Source organism: Thalassospira sp. CH_XMU1420-2 (assembly GCF_037029325.1).
Taxonomy (GTDB): domain Bacteria; phylum Pseudomonadota; class Alphaproteobacteria; order Rhodospirillales; family Thalassospiraceae; genus Thalassospira; species Thalassospira povalilytica.
In genome coordinates, this window is the sequence record NZ_JAYMEG010000001.1 from 898,404 (window position 1) to 917,882 (window position 19,479).

At 55.1% G+C, this 19,479-nt stretch carries 12 protein-coding genes and 1 tRNA gene; 7 read left to right on the plus strand and 6 right to left on the minus strand.

Going from position 1 to position 19,479, the window contains the following annotated elements; translation table 11 throughout:
• Positions 1–267 precede the first annotated feature (267 nt).
• The 3 genes from WA429_RS04055 to trxB all read right to left on the minus strand — a co-directional run bounded on the left by WA429_RS04055 (position 268) and on the right by trxB (position 5,201).
• Complete coding sequence (locus WA429_RS04055; protein ID WP_287466682.1) at positions 268–1,644, minus strand: adenylate/guanylate cyclase domain-containing protein; 1,377 nt, start codon at positions 1,642–1,644, stop codon at positions 268–270.
• Between the two features lie 1,290 nt (positions 1,645–2,934).
• Positions 2,935–3,864 (minus strand): LysR family transcriptional regulator, encoded by a 930-nt coding sequence (locus tag WA429_RS04060; protein WP_068518844.1) that lies wholly within the window; start codon positions 3,862–3,864, stop codon positions 2,935–2,937.
• A gap of 386 nt (positions 3,865–4,250) precedes the next feature.
• The gene (gene trxB / locus WA429_RS04065) at positions 4,251–5,201 is read right to left on the minus strand and encodes a thioredoxin-disulfide reductase (RefSeq protein ID WP_068518883.1); all 951 of its coding nucleotides are present in this window, start codon (positions 5,199–5,201) and stop codon (positions 4,251–4,253) included.
• A 345-nt stretch (positions 5,202–5,546) separates the two neighbouring features.
• Here trxB and WA429_RS04070 point away from each other — a divergent pair, with 345 nt between their 5' ends.
• From WA429_RS04070 to WA429_RS04080, 3 genes are all read left to right on the plus strand, one after another.
• The gene (locus WA429_RS04070) at positions 5,547–6,032 is read left to right on the plus strand and encodes an Lrp/AsnC family transcriptional regulator (protein WP_068518843.1); all 486 of its coding nucleotides are present in this window, start codon (positions 5,547–5,549) and stop codon (positions 6,030–6,032) included.
• 323 nt (positions 6,033–6,355) lie between these two features.
• On the plus strand, positions 6,356–6,733 hold the full coding sequence (locus WA429_RS04075) for a hypothetical protein (protein WP_287466683.1): 378 nt from the start codon (positions 6,356–6,358) through the stop codon (positions 6,731–6,733).
• Between the two features lie 17 nt (positions 6,734–6,750).
• Positions 6,751–8,214 (plus strand): methyl-accepting chemotaxis protein, encoded by a 1,464-nt coding sequence (locus tag WA429_RS04080; RefSeq protein WP_287466684.1) that lies wholly within the window; start codon positions 6,751–6,753, stop codon positions 8,212–8,214.
• 168 nt (positions 8,215–8,382) lie between these two features.
• Here WA429_RS04080 and greA read toward each other — a convergent pair whose 3' ends face one another.
• From greA to carA, 3 genes are all read right to left on the minus strand, one after another.
• Positions 8,383–8,856 carry a transcription elongation factor GreA gene (gene greA, locus WA429_RS04085; protein ID WP_068518840.1) on the minus strand — a complete coding sequence of 158 codons (474 nt, stop codon included), beginning with the start codon at positions 8,854–8,856 and terminating at the stop codon, positions 8,383–8,385.
• 105 nt (positions 8,857–8,961) lie between these two features.
• Positions 8,962–12,204 carry a carbamoyl-phosphate synthase large subunit gene (carB, locus tag WA429_RS04090; RefSeq protein ID WP_068518839.1) on the minus strand — a complete coding sequence of 1,081 codons (3,243 nt, stop codon included), beginning with the start codon at positions 12,202–12,204 and terminating at the stop codon, positions 8,962–8,964.
• A gap of 96 nt (positions 12,205–12,300) precedes the next feature.
• Positions 12,301–13,467, minus strand: a complete 1,167-nt coding sequence (carA, locus tag WA429_RS04095; protein ID WP_287466685.1) for a glutamine-hydrolyzing carbamoyl-phosphate synthase small subunit — start codon at positions 13,465–13,467, stop codon at positions 12,301–12,303.
• Positions 13,468–13,835: 368 nt separating this feature from the next.
• Between carA and WA429_RS04100 the strand changes: the two genes are divergently transcribed.
• The 4 genes from WA429_RS04100 (at position 13,836) to WA429_RS04115 (ending at position 18,711) form a co-directional block, all read left to right on the plus strand.
• Positions 13,836–14,291, plus strand: coding sequence for a GatB/YqeY domain-containing protein (locus tag WA429_RS04100; protein WP_068518837.1), 456 nt, complete (start codon positions 13,836–13,838; stop codon positions 14,289–14,291).
• 169 nt (positions 14,292–14,460) lie between these two features.
• Entirely contained in the window at positions 14,461–16,350 is a 1,890-nt protein-coding gene (gene dnaG, locus WA429_RS04105) for a DNA primase (protein WP_250282104.1), read from the plus strand.
• A gap of 114 nt (positions 16,351–16,464) precedes the next feature.
• On the plus strand, positions 16,465–18,522 hold the full coding sequence (gene rpoD, locus WA429_RS04110; RefSeq protein ID WP_101245610.1) for an RNA polymerase sigma factor RpoD: 2,058 nt from the start codon (positions 16,465–16,467) through the stop codon (positions 18,520–18,522).
• 112 nt (positions 18,523–18,634) lie between these two features.
• Positions 18,635–18,711, plus strand: a tRNA-Ile gene (locus tag WA429_RS04115).
• Positions 18,712–19,479 lie beyond the last annotated feature (768 nt).

Here is a 19,479-nt window from a genome sequence, read left to right on the forward strand (position 1 = left end):
CGCAAATGGTCATCAAGCGTAGATTTTTAAGCCCCAATTACATGGCAAATTCCTAATTATCGGAAGCGCAAACACCGATGCAGTGCCCTCCCTCACGACGCATCGGGGCCCGAATGAACGTTTTCTCCCCCGAAACGTTCACACCCCACGGGCAAGGCAACGCTTCCGATCGGTCTCCCCAAGACCATCTGTCCCCAAAGCCCGGGCGAGCCCCAAGCTCCCCGGGCCTTTTTTTGTCTGTGGCATGGTGCGCAAACAGAACAGCGATCAGGCCTGTTGCGGGGTTGTTTGTGTCGTGTCGGCGTGACGTGGCTGCGGCGGGGCAATCCCGAATATGCGTGTCGGGGTTTCACGCCCGCGCATGGTGACCTCACCGCGCGAAATCCAGTTCGGGATATCGGCATGATTGCCACAGGCCCTGACGGTGCTTTCTGTGGCCAGGATGTAGCTTCCATATTGTTTGTTCATGCCTTCAAGGCGGGCGGCGATATTGACGTTGTCACCATGGACGGTAAAGGTCAGACGGTTTTCCGATCCGATGGCCCCGATCACGATTTCACCGGTATTGATCCCGCATCGTGTTTTCAGCTTTCCACCGAAACTGTAGACCCGGTTTTCGGACAGTTCCTGAATGGCAAGTGCGGTGCGCACAGCATTCAGCGCATGATCGGCATCCGGGGTGACCGCGTTAAAGGTGATCAGCATGGCATCGCCTTCGAACTGCGTGATCACACCGCCGAAACGCGAAATGATGGCATTGGTCTGGGTGAAATACTCGTTCAGCATGGTCGCCAGTGCCTGGGGGCTCAGTTTTTCGGAGATGGATGAGAACCCTTCGATATCGGTGAACATCACGGTTGCGCTAACCGCTTCGCCATCGCCGGGTTTGATCTGTTGGTCGGCATGGGTGATGCGATCGGCAATTTCGGGCGATACAAACCGTGACAGGTCGCGGGCGGCAATTTCATCAGTAACCGCACGGATAAAGGACCGTTTGGCACGCATCACCGCAATCGTCAGAACAAGGGTGACCAGAACAATTGCGATGATCTTGTCAATTTCCGCACCGATCAGGATCGAGTTCGAGGTGAGATAGGTGACATAGTCACGGGTGATCATGCTTTGGCCGCCCTCGCTCCAGATCACGTAACCGGCAAGGATCAGCCAGCCCAGCGCGGCCGTGCCGCCGGCAATCAGGATATAGCGCGGATCAAAGCGCAGGCTGCGCAACGCGATAAAGATAAAGACATACATCACCGTCGGCGCTTTGAGATAGAAGCTGGCCGGTTGCATATACTGGATATGGAAGCTCCAGATCAGGACCATCAGAAGCCCGATATCGGCAATCACCGACAAGGTCAGAAAACCGTCGGTCAGGGCATTGCGATAGGCCAGCATCAACCGTTTAAGCGTGAACAGGTAATAAAGCCCCAGCGCCCATGGCACCGGCTGAATGCCATTGGACATGGTGGCACTTGGCGAGATCGCATACAGGCTGGCGAAAATGGTCACCAGCAACAATTGCACCCAGCCAATCAGCTTTTCGCTGTCATGTTGTTGTTTGTCGATCGCGGTCTGAACCCGTTCGGGCAGGTGGGACTGGGCTTTGTTGCCAAACAGGAATGCACCAAGTGTGCTTTTCATTGTGATCGGAATCCCGATTGCTGTGGCCGAAACCATCAGACAATAGCACAGGATTGCTTAACAGACCCGGCAATCGCGCACACGACCAACGGGCATTGTTAATCATCGCCCATTCGCCAAACAGGCCATGCCGGTGCCGGTTAAAGAAGCCGGTGTGCAGATGGGGGGAGGATGCGGGCAAAAAAAAAAGCCGGGCAACAAATGTGCCCGGCAAGTTTATCAGGGAGGCTTCACGTCTGGGAGACGTAGGACCCTTCGCAGGGCCCTGGGTAAGCCGGACAGGGCGTCCGGCTAAGACCGAAATTCGGTCAGGGAGAAAACTCTTTACCGCGGTGCGGTGTTTGCCGCTGCGGTTCGAGAGGGAAGATAGCGTTTTTGCCGGGAAACACCACTGCCAAATTGCTTTTTCAGCCATGCAAAATCTGCATAAATGTTGGGCTGCGAAGATTTGTGGTTTAACTATTTGAAATTGCGCTATTTTATTTGGGCGATCTGTGTCGCTTGCGTGTGAAATGGGCATTTGACCGCGAAATCAATTGTGTAACAGCACAAAAAAAATGCCGGTAGCAGGGGGGCGCTACCGGCAAAGATCAACAGGGAGGCTTACGTCTGGGAGACGTAGGGAATCTTGGGGAAGATTCCGGTGCCGGATTTCGTTCCGACGGACGGATCATGCGGAGATCAGGGAAGCTGAAGCGATCACGATTTCGCGTCTGCTCACAACTTATGATGCAAATGTAAGTATGCTTACTTCCGATTTAAAGTAGAATAAGCTCAGACCAACCATGCAGGGAATGCATGGCAGAAAAATGTCAATAATTTTAAGAAATTATGACCAGCCCCGCGTCTGGCGCATTACAAAACACTTATATTAGCCCCTGATCCGGATGGCTTGTCCGCGCGATTCTGCATGTAACGGACCGTTCTGCGACCCGAAAAACAGCATATGGCGATTCTGTTGGCCAGATATCGGCGGGGATCAACGCCGATCAGGTCGCCTTTTCAAGGGACAGAGATGAATTTGCGTGCCGCATTTGGCGGGTTCGCAAAGCGTGGTCCCGGATTGTTCGTGTATTCCGCGTGTATTCCCGTGATCCGGATATCCGGATCACCCCGGTGAAGGCAGGGGCCATGCGGGCAAGGGCGCAGGCAGTGGGGGCTGGCCGGGGGCCGGGGCCAGCCCCCGCTGACCATGGGGATGGGGCGAAATTATCCATGCGTTGCGCGCAATGCAAAACGGCCCGGCGAAACTGCCGGGCCGTATCAAACGGGATTTGGGTAAGCCTTACGCTATTTATCGGCGCTGGCACTGCTGGCGGCGGCCGCGGCCTTGGCTTTTACCTTGGAGATTTCTTCGATCAGGAAGTCGCGGAACACGGCAATGCGTTTTGAATGGCGCAATTCTTCCGGATAGACGAAATAGGCATCAAAGCTTGGCCCTTCGAGCTCGGGCAGGATGCGGACCAGATTGCTGTTGGTCGGCAGCAGATAATCAGGCAGGGCCGAAATCCCCAGACCGGATTCGGTCGCGCGGAAAATGCCGTAAATATTGTTCAGCTTCAGAATCGGGCGCATGTCCGGTTTGAACTGCTGGGCAGTGGCCATCATCCAGTTGACGTTCGAAACTGGTGGGCGGGCATCCGCACCATAAATGATCAGCCGGTGATCTTTCAGATCTTCGGGTGTCTTGGGCATGCCGTACTGTTTGATATATTCCGGCGACGCAAAGACGTGATAGCGCAGGGTCATCAACTGCCGCTGTACCAGATCGGCCTGACGAGGTGGCTGCATGCGGATGGCGACATCGGCCTCACGCATGGCAAGATCAAGTTCCTCGTCATTGAGGACCAGCGACAGTTCGATTTCCGGATAGCGTTCCAGGAATTCATTGATGCGCGGGGTCAGCCAGGTCGAGCCAAAGGCCACCGTGGTGGTGACTTTCAGCGGGCCGCTCGGGCGTTCCTTGGATTCACGAATGCGGGCTTCGGCCATGGAAAGCTTGGCAAAGACGTCATGGGCGGTGCGATACAGCAACTCGCCCTGTTCGGTCAGAATCAGGCCACGGGCATGGCGATGAAAAAGCGGAACCTTGACGCTTTCTTCAAGCGCGCTGATCTGTCGGCTGACAGCCGACTGGCTCAGATTAAGGTTTTCCCCTGCGTGAGTGAAGCTTCCGGCTTCCGCAACAGCGTGAAATACACGCAGCTTGTCCCAGTCCATAGACCCGCTCCTAGATGTCACTGCCGCACGGCTCTGCGCCAGTCCCCTGATAATACTTCTCTTCTTTTATGGGTAATTTGGTTTCAACACTGTTAAGCGCGTCACACAAACGACCCAAGCCCGTAATTGGGTTCAGACCCTTTACCAATATGAGGCCTGTAGCATTTTCTGCAAGCAGGCATTTTCCGCAATGTTGATTTCGCAGATGCGTGATTCTTTTGAAATGTCAGACGATTGGCGGGATCAGGTAATTTGTAAGCATGAAAAAAGGGGATGCATGTTGCATCCCCTTGCAGGTGTTTCTGACCACTTCGCGCAATCGGGCAATCATCGTGTTTGGCCCGGCGATTGACGTGTTGTCAAAGCACGGTCAATGCCCTGTCAGATCAGGCTTCGTGTTCAGCGATGAACTTTTCGGCCTCAAGCGCGGCCATGCAGCCCATGCCAGCCGCGGTCACGGCCTGACGGTAAATCTTGTCGGTGACATCGCCAGCAGCAAACACACCCGGGACATTGGTCACGGTGCTGCCCGGCTTGACCAGAACATAGTTCTCGTCATCCATGTCGACCTGGCCCTTGAAGATGGCGGTCGCCGGATCATGGCCGATGGCAACAAAGAAGCCGTCCGCCGGAATGTCGGTGACTTCGTCGGTTTTGACATTGCGGACGCGAACCGCCTCGACGCCATCCATCGGGCCGTCACCGCCCAGAATGTCTTCGACAACGCTGTCCCAGACCACGTCGATTTTTTCATGCTTGAGCAGGCGTTCCTGAAGCATCTTTTCGGCACGCAATTCATCGCGACGATGGATCAGGGTAACTTTCGAGCAGATACCGGCAAGATACAGGGCTTCTTCAACGGCGGTATTGCCGCCACCAACAACCGTGACCGGTTTGTTGCGATAGAAGAACCCGTCACAGGTCGCGCATGCCGAAACGCCGCGGCCATTGAATTTTTCTTCGCCCGGAAGGCCAAGCCAGCGTGCCTGCGCACCGGTCGAAATGATCACGGTTTCAGCGATATAGGTATCGCCGGAGTCGCCTTTGCAGACGAACGGACGTTTGGAAAAATCGACCTCGGTGATCAGGTCATGCACCATTTTGGTGCCGACATGTTCAGCCTGTGCCTTCATCTGGTCCATCAGCCACGGACCCTGGATGACATCGGCAAAGCCCGGGAAGTTTTCGACATCGGTGGTGATCGTCAATTGACCACCCGGCTGAAGGCCCATCACCATCATGGGTTCAAGGTTGGCGCGTGCCGCATAGATTGCCGCAGTATAACCGGCAGGGCCGGAGCCGATGATGAGGACTTTGGTCTGATGTTCCTGGGCCATGTTCTTTGTATATGTCCGAGATTGATAAAAGCTGACGTCGAACATATGGGCAGTCCGGACAAGACGCAACCGCTTCACGCAAAGTTTGACCGGCAGATATCGCGTTTTTTGGATGGTGAAATTTTACGCAACAAACCGGTAGTTTCGCCAGACTGTTGAAGGCCGGCGACAATGCCGGAATTCTGCATCGTCAGCGATGCCAAAAAGCGGATTTTACTGCATTTTCAGTTACGGCATCCAAGCGCAAGATTGCATTCTTGCTCGGAATATATTATTGCCAGCAACTTGCCTCGCTGTAATATTGTTTCAATCGGGGTAACTTTCGCGCACAGAATCGAGGAATAAATGCAACGGGTCAAACTCGACAAGATCGACCGCAGAATCCTGCGCGATCTACAGGAAGATGGCCGCATGACCAATGTGGAACTTGCCAGACGTGCAGGTATCTCGGCCCCGCCCTGTTTGCGTCGTGTGCGCGCACTCGAAGAAACCGGATTTATCCAGGGCTATCATGCCGATGTCGATGCGCAGGCGCTTGGCTATAACGTGACGGTGTTTGCGATGGTCGGTCTTGCCAGCCAGGCCGAACATGATTTGCGTGCCTTTGAAGCCCGTGCGGCGCAATGGCCGGAAGTTCGTGAATGCCACATGGTGGCCGGTGAAATGGACTTCCTGCTGAAAATCGTTTCGCACAGCTGGGACGAATATCAGAAATTCCTGACCACCGAACTGACGGTTGCCGAAAACGTCAATCACGTCAAATCGGCATTGTCGATTCGAACCGCAAAGAACATGCCCGGCGTTCCGATTGATATCGACGCCGAAGACTGATCGCTTCGGACATTTGCTGCGTAATGTAAACCGGTGCCAATTTGGCGCCGGTTTTGTTTTTGCACCCTGTTTCCGTGCAACCCGCCATGGGCAGCGCATGCCGCCCGGGTTTATGGGCCGTCGTGCGGCGATATCGCGTGCAGGGTGTGGCTAGCGGACTGATATCATGATGGAAAAACGTGATCGAGCAATACGGTCAAATACACGTGCAGATGAATAACCCTGCTAAACGCAGGGATGAAAATCCTTGTAAAGGATGTGGTTTAGGCATACATACCAAGTACCTATACCAATGGGATAAGTTTTATATCAAAGGTTAGTCATTGGAAGCGTTCAGATCACAGCATCACGCCCGCGAAATTGAACCGGTCATCGATCAGGGATGGTCGGGGATCGTGCCGACAGGTTTATTTGCCCTGTGCGGTGTGGTGTTGCTGGTGCTTTTGTCCTATCGCCCGGCCGATGACATGACCGGTGTCGGTATGGTGTTTCCACTTTCGCTGTCTGAAGATGACATTCTTGCGCAAGTCGGAGCGTCTGGCGGGCGCGTTGTGCGGTTTGGCGGCTTTGGCCATATGGCGGTCGTTGTTCGCGACGATGGTGCCGTCCCGAAGGCCGAAGATTTCGGCGCGATGTTTACCCTGTCTCCGCTGATTGCTTCAGCATGTTTTGAGTCCGGCGATACCAATAACGCCTTTTGACGTCTGGGTGTAAGTCCATGGAAAAGTTACTAGAAATTCGGGCCAACGCGATAAAGACACTGTTCGTGATCCTGGCCCTGCACATCCCGCTTAGCGGGATTGCCGGATATGTCGCCAGCAGTGATGCATGGTCGCCATTGATTGCCAGCGCAGTTTTTGCCGCTGTTGCCTTTGTGGTTTATCGCCTGGCGGGAACGCAGGCACAGGTCACGCGGTTTGTTGTGGCCTCGGCGATGATTTTGCAGGTTGGTGTGCTGGTTTATGCGTTTCGCGGGCATCACTGGCAGATTGACGTGCATATGTATTTCTTTGCTGCCCTTGCGGTTCTTGGCGCGCTGGTATGCTGGAAAACAATTGTCGTTGTGACCGGCGTGATCGCGCTGCATCACCTGATCCTGAATTTTGCGGTGCCTTACTGGGTGTTCCCCGAAGGCGGCCAGTTCTGGCGTGTGGTTTTGCATGCGGTGGTGGTGATTGTCGAAGCGGGCGTTCTGATCTGGTCGTGCAAAAGCCTTTATACCACGCTTGCCAATGCCGAAACCGCACGCAACGAAGCGGTCAAGGCTGCGACCGCGGCCGAAGATCTGTTGGCGCAGAATGAACAATTGCGCAAACAGCGTCAGGTCGAACGCGAACAGTTCAAACGTGAACTGGCCGACCAGATCAGTGCGATGATCGGCAAATCGGCCGGGGCGGTTGATGATGAATCTGTTCAGTTGCAGAAACGTGCACAGCATATGAATGACCGTGCACTGGTTGCAAAGGAAGCATCCAAAGGGGCGGTACACGCGTCTGAAGAAACGTCGCAAAACGTTGAATCAGCGGCATCGGCAGTTGATGAAATCAATGCATCGGCCGAAGAAATCGCCCGCCAGATCGGACGCGCCCGCGAGATTACCGACAATGCGGTGGAGCGGTCAAAAACCGCCAGCGACCGGATCGAATGGTTGTCAAATGCGGCCGAAAAGATTGGCGAAGTCGTCAATCTGATTACCGATATCGCATCCCAGACCAACCTTCTGGCGCTCAACGCGACGATCGAGGCCGCCCGTGCAGGAGAAGCCGGCAAGGGCTTTGCCGTTGTTGCCAACGAGGTCAAAAACCTGGCCAACCAGACCGCGCGGGCAACGGACGAGATCGCCCAGCAAATTTCCGAAATCCAGGCTGCGACCGGGGATTCGGTATCGGCAGTAAACGGGGTTTCCGAAACCATCGGCGATATGGTCGAAGTGGCGGCAACCATTTCGGCCACCATGGAACAGCAGCAAAGTGCAACCCGCGAGATCGCGCACAGTCTGGGCAGCACGGTTGAGGCAACCCGCGATCTGTCGGACCTGATCCATCAATTGTCACAGATTTCGGCCGAAACCGGCGAGATGGCAACCGAACTTCTGGGCAGTGCCGATCATCTGGGATCGGAGGCAACCGATCTTAATCGCAATGTGGAGGCCGTTCTCGAACGGTTGGCCAAAAGCGGTTAAGGCCAGCAGATCCGTTGCCAAAATGGCAGACAGCAGAAAGCCGGGCAAATGTGCCCGGCTTTTTTGTTTGTCGTGACGGGGGCTGAAACGGGGATATCTGGCATGCGGGCATAAAAAAAACGGCCCGATAATCATCGGACCGTTTTGATCACTGGGACATTTCCCGATTTACGAGAAATCGACCTTCAGAATTTCATAGCTTTTGGTGCCGCCCGGGACGGTTACTTCGACGGAATCACCGACAGACTTGCCGATCAACGCACGCCCGATCGGCGAGGTGGTTGAAATGCGGCCAGCATTGATGTCAGCCTCGATCGGGCCGACAACCTGATAGGTGGTTTCCTCGTCGGTATCTTCGTCGACAAGATCAACCTTGGCACCGAACTTCACAACGTTGCCGGCCAGAGACGGCACGTCGATCACTTCGGAACGGCTCAGGACATCTTCGAGCTCGGCAATACGACCTTCGCAGAAACTTTGGCGTTCGCGTGCGGCATGGTATTCGGCGTTTTCCGAAAGATCACCATGTTCGCGTGCTTCCGCGATGGCCTTGATGATTTCAAGACGTTCGACGGACTTGCGATGCTTCAGTTCTTCTTCGAGGCGCTGATGCCCTTGCGGGGTCATTGGTACTTTTTCCATCGCGCTCACAGCCTATTCTTATTAGCGGTCGATACTACAAAATCAACCGCCCGGCATTTTACCGCCGGGCGGTCTGAATTCTTCCGTCAGGTTCGGTAAGGAACCTTAGTACTTGTCCCCAAGATATTCCTGAACCGGACGAACTGCAAGTGCGCCGCGTTTCAGGTTGTCGATGGCGCGCAATGTTGCGCGGGCACCGGCGACAGTGGTGTAGTACGGAATATCATCGGTAAGGGCAGTACGACGGATCGAGAAACTGTCGACCACGGCCTGTTTGCTTTCCGTGGTATTGAATACCAGGTTGATATCGCCGTTCTTCATCATGTCCACGATATGGGGACGTCCTTCCTGTACCTTATTGACCGGGGTGACGTCCAGCCCTTCTTTTTCAAGAGCTTCTGCGGTGCCGTGCGTCGCAACCACGCTAAAGCCAAGGGCAATTGCGTCGCGTGCGAGTTGAACAGCAGCCGGTTTGTCATGATTTTTGACCGAGATGAAGACCTTGCCACCTTGCGGCAGAGTGTGGCCTGCGGCCATCTGTGCCTTGGCAAAGGCGCGACCGAAATCGGTATCAAGGCCCATGACTTCGCCGGTTGAACGCATTTCCGGGCCAAGCAGGGTGTCGACACCCGGGAAGCGGTTGAACGGAAGGACTGCTTCCTTGACGGCGATATGTTTGAACGGACCGTGATCAATGTCAAAGTCGCCCAGTTTTTCGCCCGCCATGATACGTGCGCCGATTTTTGCAATCGGGTTGCCGGTTGCCTTGGCAACGAACGGAACCGTACGCGAAGCGCGCGGGTTAACCTCGATCAGATAGATCGTGTCATCCTTAATCGCGAACTGAACGTTCATCAGACCAACAACATTAAGCGCCTTGGCCAGCTGGACAGTCTGTGCCTTGAGGCGTTCAATCATGGCCTCGTCAAGAGAGTAGGGCGGCAGCGAGCAGGCAGAGTCACCGGAATGGATACCGGCTTCTTCGATATGCTGCATGATGCCCGCGACAAAGACGTTTTCACCATCGGAAACCGCATCGGCATCGATTTCGATCGCATCCTGAAGGAAGCTGTCGATCAGAACCGGGCTTTTGCCGGAAACCTGAACGGCTTCGTGCATGTAGCGCAGCAGGTCTTCGGTGGTGTGAACGATTTCCATCGCACGACCGCCAAGCACGTAAGACGGGCGGATCACGATCGGGTAACCGATGCTTTCGGCAATCTTGACGGCTTCGTCAACCGAACGGGCAATGCCGTTGGCCGGCTGTTTGAGGCCAAGCTTGTTGATCAGCGCTTGGAACCGGTCGCGGTCTTCGGCAAGGTCGATGCTGTCCGGGCTGGTACCAAGGATCGGAATGCCGGCCTTTTCAAGAGCAGCAGAAAGTTTCAGCGGGGTCTGGCCGCCATACTGAACAATCACGCCCATCAGCTCGCCCTTGGACTGTTCAAGCTGGCACAGCTCGATCACGTCTTCGGCGGTCAGCGGTTCGAAATACAGGCGATCGGAGGTGTCATAGTCGGTTGAAACCGTTTCCGGGTTGCAGTTGACCATGATGGCTTCGATGCCTGCTTCGCGCAGCGCATAGGCCGCGTGCACACAGCAATAGTCAAACTCGATGCCCTGACCGATACGGTTCGGACCACCACCAAGAATGATGACTTTCTTGCGGTCGGTGACTTCGGCTTCGTTTTCCGGCTCGAAGAAACCGTCGCCTTCATACATGGAATACATATACGAGGTGCGCGACGGGAATTCGGCAGCACAGGTATCGATGCGTTTGTAAACCGGACGCAGGCCAAGGGCCTGACGGTCAGCACGCACGGTGTCTTCGTCCTTGCCGGCCAGTTCAGCCAGACGGGCATCAGAGAAGCCGAGCTTTTTAAGGCGCAGCAATTCCTGCTTGTCGGTCGGAATGCCGTTGGCGCGGACTTTTTCTTCTTCGGCGACCAGCATTTCAAGCTGTTTGAGATACCAGCGGTCAAACTTGGTAGCCGACTGGATTTCTTCGAGCGTCATGCCATGGCGGAAGGCCTGGGCCGCGTAAAGAATACGGAACGGGATCGGCTGCGTCAGCTGGGCGCGGATTGCGGCCTTGTCCGGGGCGCCTTCGATTTTGACTTCGTTCAAACCGGTAAGGCCGGTTTCCATCGAACGCAGGCCTTTCTGAAGGCTTTCGGCAAAGCTTCCGCCAATCGACATGGCTTCGCCGACCGACTTCATGGCCGTACCCAGAAGCGGTTTGGCGCCCGGGAACTTTTCAAAGGTGAAGCGCGGGATCTTGGTGACGACATAGTCGATGGTCGGCTCGAACGAAGCCGGGGTCACACCGGTAATGTCGTTGTCAAGTTCATCAAGGGTGTAACCAACCGCAAGCTTGGCCGCGATTTTGGCAATCGGGAAGCCGGTTGCCTTGGATGCCAGGGCCGATGAACGCGACACGCGCGGGTTCATTTCAATAACGATCAGACGACCGTCGTCCGGATTGACGGCGAACTGAACGTTGGAACCACCGGTATCAACACCGATCTCGCGGAGCACGGCAAGCGATGCGTCGCGCATGATCTGGTATTCTTTGTCGGTCAGGGTCAGGGCCGGGGCAACCGTGATCGAATCCCCGGTATGAATGCCCATCGGATCGACGTTTTCAATCGAACAGATGATGATGCAGTTATCCGCGCTGTCGCGGACGACTTCCATTTCATATTCTTTCCAGCCGAGAATGGATTCTTCGATCAGAACCGTGTGGGTCGGGGAAATCGCCAGACCGTTGCGCACGATCTGTTCGAATTCTTCACGGTTATAGGCAATGCCGCCGCCTTCGCCGCCAAGGGTGAAGCTCGGACGGATGATTGCCGGCAGACCGGTGATTTCAAGTGCCTTGACCGCATCTTCGAAGGTGCTGACCATCGCAGAACGTGCACTTTCCAGACCGATCTTGTCCATGGCGTCACGGAACAGCTGGCGGTCTTCGGCCTTTTCGATGACGTGCTTTTTCGCACCGATCATTTCCACGCCGTATTTTTCAAGGGTGCCGTCATTGAACAGGGCCAGTGCCGTGTTCAGCGCGGTCTGTCCACCCATGGTCGGCAGAAGCGCGTCCGGGCGTTCCTTTTCGATGATCTTGGCGACCATTGCCGGTTTGATCGGCTCGATATAGGTGGCATCGGCCAGGTTCGGGTCAGTCATGATGGTCGCCGGGTTCGAGTTGACCAGAATGACGCGGTAACCCTCTTCCTTGAGCGCCTTACAGGCCTGGGCGCCGGAATAGTCGAATTCGCAAGCCTGACCAATGACAATCGGGCCAGCACCGATGATGAGGATTGATTTGATATCTGTACGTTTCGGCATGTCGTTTTCCGCTTTTCGCAGGGCGGGCGCGCGTGCTGCACCGCCTCGTTTAAGTCCGTTAATCGCGTATCTTCGGAGCGTGTCCTGATCGGGTGATCAGGATTTTGCTTCTTCGATCAGACCAACGAAACGTTTGAACAGGTAGTGGCTGTCATGCGGCCCCGGCGATGCTTCCGGGTGGTACTGAACCGCAAAGGCCGGTTTGTCTTTGGCGCGCAGCCCGGCAAGGGAGCCGTCAAACAGCGAGAAGTGCGTTGCCTCGACATTGTCGGGCAGGCTGTCCTTGTCGACGACAAAGCCGTGGTTCTGCGAGGTGATCTCGACGACACCGGTGGTGGTGTCCTTGACCGGGTGGTTTGCGCCGCGATGGCCGACATCCATTTTCTTGGTCTTAGCACCAAGCGCCAGGGCCATCATCTGATGACCAAGGCAAATGCCAAAGACCGGCTTGCCGCTATCGATCAGTTTCTTGATGGTCGGAACGGCATATTCGCCGGTTGCCGCAGGGTCACCGGGACCATTTGACAGGAAGATGCCATCCGGGTTCATCGCCAGGACTTCCTCGGCGGTGGTGGTGGCCGGGACGACCGAAACCTTGCAGTCGAGACTTGCGAGGTTGCGCAGGATGTTGCGTTTCACGCCGTAGTCAATGGCAACCACATGGTGTTTTGCATTGCCAAGTTTGCCGTAGCCGCCTTCGCGCGACCACAGGGCTTCATCCCAGTCGTAACCGGAGGTGCAGCTGTTGTCCTTGGCAAGGTCCATGCCCTCAAGACCCGGCCATTCATTGGCCTTGGCGATCAGGGCGGGGATGTCAAAGGTGCCGTCCGGGTTATGGCAGATCACACCGTTCGGTGCGCCTTCGGTACGGATGCGTTTGGTCAGGCGGCGGGTGTCTACACCGGCGATCCCGATGCGGCCATGCTCGGCAAGCCAGTCATTGAAATGTTTGCGCGCACGGTAGTTGGAAGGTTCGGTAATGTCCTGGCGCAGGATGCAGCCAAGGGCGACCGGTTTGGCATTTTCGATATCTTCGTCATTGGTGCCGACGTTACCGATATGCGGGAAGGTAAAGGTGATCATCTGACCGGCATAGGACGGGTCGGTCATGATTTCCTGGTAGCCCGTAATGGAGGTGTTGAAGCAGACTTCACCGACGACCTCTCCTCGGGCCCCGACGCCGCGTCCCCAAAAAACTGAACCATCTGCGAGAACCAGTACGGCAGAAGCACCAGGAGGCGGGGTGTGCGTGGGCGCTGACATTGGCAAATGTCCTTTCGATCTTTCCACGGTGAGACACGGAGTCTTTTTATATATAATAAATGCGGGCAAGCCGATAAAAACGACTGCAATTTGCCTGCATACCGGACATGCGGACGTGCCAAGTCGTTCCCAGCATGTTGAACTGTGCACCGTTGATGCGACAGCGGACCGTGCTGGAAGCGGGGCAAATCGTGATCCCGGTAGGCAAATTGGCGGATGTCTACGGGAGTCGCGGACCCATGTCAAGGACGCATCGAAACTTTTATTTCCCAAGGAAAATCAACGGTTTGCGGGGGAAGGTTTTCTTTGCGTCTTATGCTGTAATGCGGTATGTTCGCTCCTTTCTTCCACAGAATCAGAGATGAGCCATGCTGCGATCGCAGCTTAATGACGCTTTGAAAAAGGCTGTCCTTGCCAAGGATGCCTGCTCCGTTACCACCGTGCGCCTTATTCTGGCAGCACTGAAAGAACGCGATATCGCCGCACGGGGCGAAGGCAACACCGATGGCATTTCGGATGACGAAATCATCAATCTGCTTCAGGCGATGGTGAAACAGCGTCGCGAAAGCATCGAGATGTATACCAAGGGCAACCGTCCCGAGCTTGCCGAACAGGAAGCCGCAGAAATCGCGGTAATCGAGAAATTCCTGCCCGCACAGCTTTCCGATGAGGAAATCGAAGAAGCTGTTCGCGGTACGGTAAGCGAAATCGGTGCGACCTGTCTTAAGGATATGGGGCGCACGATGGCGGCCCTTCGCGAAAAATACAGCGGCACCATGGATTTCGGCAAAGCCGGTGGTGTTGCCAAAAAACTTTTGGGCTAGTCCCGGAAGACCTATCTTTATTTAGAAAGCCGGGCGTGTAAAATCGTCCGGCTTTCGTCGTCCCAGAGCCGGCACTTCGCACAGACGAATTCATAATGCCGCGCCGGGACAAGGACCAACAACAGGGTTGCGCATGTGCGCAACAGCATCATCACGGGATCGGGACATCATGAGCTTTCCCCAGTCGTTTCTGGACGACCTGCGGGCACGGGTCGGACTGGCAGATATTGTCGGTTCATCGGTGAAGCTGATCAAACGCGGCCGGGAATATTCCGGGCTGTGCCCATTCCATTCCGAAAAATCCCCGTCCTTTACGGTCAATGAGCAAAAGGGTTTCTATCACTGCTTTGGCTGCGGGGCGCACGGGGACGTCATCAGTTTTGTGATGAATACCCGCGGGCTGACCTTTGTCGAAGCGGTCGAGGTGCTGGCCAATCAGGTTGGCATGGATGTCCCCAAACCGTCGCGCGAAGCCCAGGAACGCGAACAGAAGGCCAAAACCCTTTACGAGGTGATGGAAGCGGCCTGTGTGTTTTTTGAACGCATGTTGCGCATGCCCGAAGGCAAGGAAGGGCTGGATTATTTTCATCGTCGCGGCCTTGATGACAAAACCATTGCCGAATTCCGCCTGGGCTTTGCGCCCGACAATCGCGGCGCGCTGAAGGCGGCACTCAAACGCGAAGATATCGACGAAAAGCTGATGATCGAGGCCGGGCTTCTGATCGAACCCGAAGATAGCGGCCGGCAAAGCTATGACCGGTTCCGCGGGCGGGTGATGTTCCCGATCCTTGACCGGCGCGGGCGGGTGGTGGCGTTTGGCGGCCGCGTGATGGGCGATGCCAAGCCGAAATACCTTAACAGTCCGGATACACCGCTGTTTCACAAGGGGCGCCTTCTTTATGGCCTGCCCCAGGCGCGCGAAGCTGCCCGTCACGATGCACCGATCATTGTGACCGAGGGCTATATGGATGTCATTGCCCTGCACCGGGCCGGGTTCCGCGGGGCGGTGGCGCCGCTTGGTACCGCGGTTACCGAAGAACAGATTGGCGAACTTTGGAAAATGACCAACGAGCCGATCCTGTGTCTGGACGGGGATGCGGCGGGCAAACGTGCAGCTGTGCGTGCGGCGGAACGGGCACTTCCGATCCTGCGACCGGGCAAGTCATTGCTGTTTTCCATTCTGCCCGAGGGCGAAGACCCCGACAGTCTGATGGGCGCGCCGGGCGGGTTTGAGAATTTCAAAAAGATCATTGAACAGGCCGTGCCACTGGCCGAGCTGGTCTGGCGTATGGATGTGGGGGCGCACAAGATCGATACCCCGGAACGGCGGGCGGCCCTTGAGGCCGATATCAATCAGCGGATTTCGGTGATTGCCGACGAAGCAGTACGCAGCCAGTACAAGTCGATGTTCAGTGATCGCATCTGGAAATTGTTCAAGGGCGACCGCGGCGGCAACACTGCCGGTCGCGGGGCATCTGGCGGCGGTTATCAAAATAAAAAACCCGCACGGGGTGGCAAACGCGGAAAAAATGACCATTTCTGGGGTCCGGCCGGAAAAGCCGTACCGGGCATGTCGCGACCGCCAATGCAGAAGAAGCGCGATCTACAGGACTCCATTCTTTTGCTGACGCTGATCAATCATCCTGCCCTGCATGATGAGATCGGTGAACAGCTTGGAATCTATAGTTGTGCAGACTCCGCGCTTGACAATCTTCGTCGGGCCGTCTTAAAGCTGCTTGATGACGATCCTGGACTTGATTCCGATTCAATCCGGGCTCATTTGGAGCGCGACGGGCTGTCAGAGACAGTTTTGCGGGTGGTTAGTGCGGATGTAATCGCGCACGCTGCTTTCGCCAAGCCCGAAACGCCGCTGGAACGGGCCAGAACGGGTTGGAAACAGGTTTTTTCCATGGCTGTAAGCTCCCTGGAGGACGAAGAGGCAAAATACGCCGTCCGACAGTTGGCAGCAGATATCAGTCAGGAAGAATGGGAGAGGTTTTCTCACAGGCGTGAGGATCTCGCCCGTCGCCGGGAAAAAGTGTTTAAGCTCGACGACTGATCTTTGGGTGCCTTGCATTCAGGATCGGCGATCGGGCTATTTGTGATTTGCGCTGAAAAGACAGTGCGTGGGACAACAACGGTACGAACGTACCCAGCGGGAAACGGGGAATAGATGTCGTCTAAGACTTCGAACGCTGAAGAGAAAAAGAACTCTTCTGAAAACGCAGACGGACCTCTTCTCGATACATATAAAGCGGCCATCAAAAAGCTCATTGCCAAGGGCAAGGAGAAAGGCCACATCTCTGTCGATGAGTTGAACGCGGCACTGCCGTCAGAACATTTCTCCTCTGAGCAGATCGAAGACGTGATGAGCAATCTCAACGAGATGGGCATCAATGTCATCGATGGTGATGAGGCCGATGACAATGATGACGACAACGACGATTCCGACAACGATCCGAGTGGCAATATTTCTGCCGATGATGTTGGCCGTACCGATGACCCGGTACGTATGTATCTGCGCGAGATGGGCAGTGTCGAACTGCTGTCGCGTGAAGGCGAAATCGCCATTGCCAAGCGTATCGAGGCCGGCCGTGACATGATGATTGGCGGGATTTGCGAATCCCCGCTGACCATTCGTGCCATCGTGAACTGGCATGATCAGCTTCAGGCTGGTGAACTTTTGCTCCGTGATGTCATTGACCTTGAAACCACCTATGGCGGTGGCCCGGATGCCGAAATCGGTGCCGAGGAAGGCGAGGACGAAGACGTTGATGCAGAGGCAGATGTCGAAAGCTTTGACTCTGCCAATGATGATGAGGACGAAGACGCCGAAACCGAAACCCCCGATGCGATCGGTGGCGAGGAAACCGAAGAGGAAGAGGACGATGAGTCCGAAGACTCCGAAGGTGAAGAAGGCGGCGAAGGCGATGATGAGGACGAAGACGAGAACGAGCAGGTCAATGTTTCGCTTTCCAAGATGGAAGAGGAACTGACCGAGCAGGTTCTCGAGAAATTCGAACTGATCGCCAAGACCTATGAGAAGCTGCACAAGGCGCAGGAACAGCGTCTGGTGGCGCTGAACAAGGGTGAAACCGTTCCGGCGGCGACCGAGAAGCGCTATACCAAGCTCAAGAACGAGATGGTCGAACTGATGGAAGATGTTCACCTGAACAATTTCCGCATCGAAGAGCTTCTTGACCATTTGACCGGCCTTAACAACCGTCTTCTGGGTCTTGAGGGCAAGCTTCTGCGCTTTGCCGATCGTTGCAAGATCAAGCGTCCGGACTTCGTCAAACAGTATCAGGGCAATGAGCTTGACCCGAACTGGATGGAACGTGTTGCCGGTCTGCCGGGCAAGGGCTGGAAAACCTTTATCGAACGCTATCCCGAAGAAATCGCCAAGCTGCGCGAAGATATCGGTGGTGTTTCGGCCGAGGTCGGACTTCCGATTTCCGAGTTCCGCCGTGTTTACGGTGTTGTAAACAAGGGTGAACGCGAAGCCGGCCGTGCGAAAAAGGAAATGATCGAGGCCAACCTGCGTCTCGTGATTTCGATCGCCAAGAAATATACCAACCGCGGTCTTCAGTTCCTTGACCTTATTCAGGAAGGCAATATCGGCCTGATGAAGGCGGTGGACAAATTCGAATACCGTCGCGGTTACAAATTCTCGACCTATGCGACCTGGTGGATCCGTCAGGCCATTACGCGTTCTATCGCCGACCAGGCCCGTACGATCCGTATTCCGGTTCACATGATCGAAACCATCAACAAGCTGGTGCGTACCTCGCGCCAGATGCTGCATGAAATCGGTCGTGAGCCGACCCCGGAAGAGCTGGCAGAAAAACTTCAGATGCCGCTTGAAAAGGTTCGCAAGGTTCTGAAAATCGCCAAGGAGCCGATCTCGCTCGAAACCCCGATCGGGGACGAGGAAGACAGCCATCTTGGCGATTTCATCGAAGACAAGAACGCCGTTCAGCCGCTTGATGCAGCGATCCAGGCCAACCTGCGTGAAACCACCACGCGCGTTCTGGCATCGCTCACCCCGCGTGAAGAACGTGTTCTGCGTATGCGTTTCGGGATCGGCATGAATACCGACCACACCCTTGAGGAAGTTGGTCAGCAGTTCTCCGTTACCCGTGAACGTATCCGTCAGATTGAGGCAAAAGCACTGCGCAAGCTCAAACACCCGTCGCGCTCGCGCAAGCTGCGGTCGTTCCTCGATTATTAATAGGATTACAGGCGACGTTCGGGCTTGACCTTGGCCGGAAAATCGCTAGTTTTCGGGACCGCACCGGTAATCCGGTGCGGTCTTTTCTTTACCCTGACACATCTTGTCTTGGGGGCCCGTAGCTCAATTGGTTAGAGCCGACCGCTCATAACGGTCTGGTTGGGGGTTCAAGTCCCTCCGGGCCTACCACTTTTCCCGTTGTCGAGTGCCACAAAAGTTGAAATTTTCGCCAGAGAAGATGAAATTCTCGCCGGAAATGATGAAACTGGCACTCGACAATGCATCCCTCTCAATTCCCAAATTTTGTTGCCACCAGTTAAATTCGGCCTAGACCGTTGTTTGCGCGATTCGAGTTCCGCTTTTTGCGTGGAATTTTAAGCCAGAGAATGCCGTAAGTTCGGTCCAAAGGCTTTCCCGAGTCCCCACTCAGTTCTGATCGAAACGCATTGAGGTGGCGTTCGGACAGTTGTTCACAGAAAAAAATGTCACTTAACTAAGTGACATTGCAGCCGCTCAAATAAGGACTGTCTGATTGAGTTTGCAGCCAATCGCTTGAGAGATGGATACATCCTTTGCAATGTAATAATCACTCTCTTACAGGGAAAATATGACCGGTAGAGCAATGGTGCTTCCTCTGTAGGACCCGCGTCAGAATATAAACGCACCTCTTTCACAGATTTTGCAGGATAGAACATTCTGAACTGTGACCTGACCGAGGTTGTCCGAACTTCAGTTGATAAATCCTCGGACCAGACATTGACCGATTGTTAACAAATCGGAATCATTTCAACCCAACAGAAACCAGTTGGGAGCTCCAAACGCAAAAACCGCCACAGAATGTCTGAAGCGGTTGGTTACGTCGCCTAAGCGAGGAATTGTGGAATTTTTCTCCTTTAGCACGTTTCCCCCTGTCAGGCAAGTACTGCGTGTCAATCACGCAACAGGATCACTTTGCCT

Coding starts and splice junctions, on each gene's coding strand:
- carB (WP_068518839.1), bottom strand. CDS start 12,204: ATGCCGAAACGTACAGATATCAAATCAATCCTCATCATCGGTGCTGGC.
- trxB (WP_068518883.1), bottom strand. CDS start 5,201: ATGGCCCAGGAACATCAGACCAAAGTCCTCATCATCGGCTCCGGCCCT.
- rpoD (WP_101245610.1), top strand. CDS start 16,465: ATGTCGTCTAAGACTTCGAACGCTGAAGAGAAAAAGAACTCTTCTGAA.
- dnaG (WP_250282104.1), top strand. CDS start 14,461: ATGAGCTTTCCCCAGTCGTTTCTGGACGACCTGCGGGCACGGGTCGGA.
- WA429_RS04070 (WP_068518843.1), top strand. CDS start 5,547: ATGCAACGGGTCAAACTCGACAAGATCGACCGCAGAATCCTGCGCGAT.
- WA429_RS04055 (WP_287466682.1), bottom strand. CDS start 1,644: ATGAAAAGCACACTTGGTGCATTCCTGTTTGGCAACAAAGCCCAGTCC.
- WA429_RS04060 (WP_068518844.1), bottom strand. CDS start 3,864: ATGGACTGGGACAAGCTGCGTGTATTTCACGCTGTTGCGGAAGCCGGA.
- carA (WP_287466685.1), bottom strand. CDS start 13,467: ATGTCAGCGCCCACGCACACCCCGCCTCCTGGTGCTTCTGCCGTACTG.
- greA (WP_068518840.1), bottom strand. CDS start 8,856: ATGGAAAAAGTACCAATGACCCCGCAAGGGCATCAGCGCCTCGAAGAA.
- WA429_RS04080 (WP_287466684.1), top strand. CDS start 6,751: ATGGAAAAGTTACTAGAAATTCGGGCCAACGCGATAAAGACACTGTTC.
- WA429_RS04100 (WP_068518837.1), top strand. CDS start 13,836: ATGCTGCGATCGCAGCTTAATGACGCTTTGAAAAAGGCTGTCCTTGCC.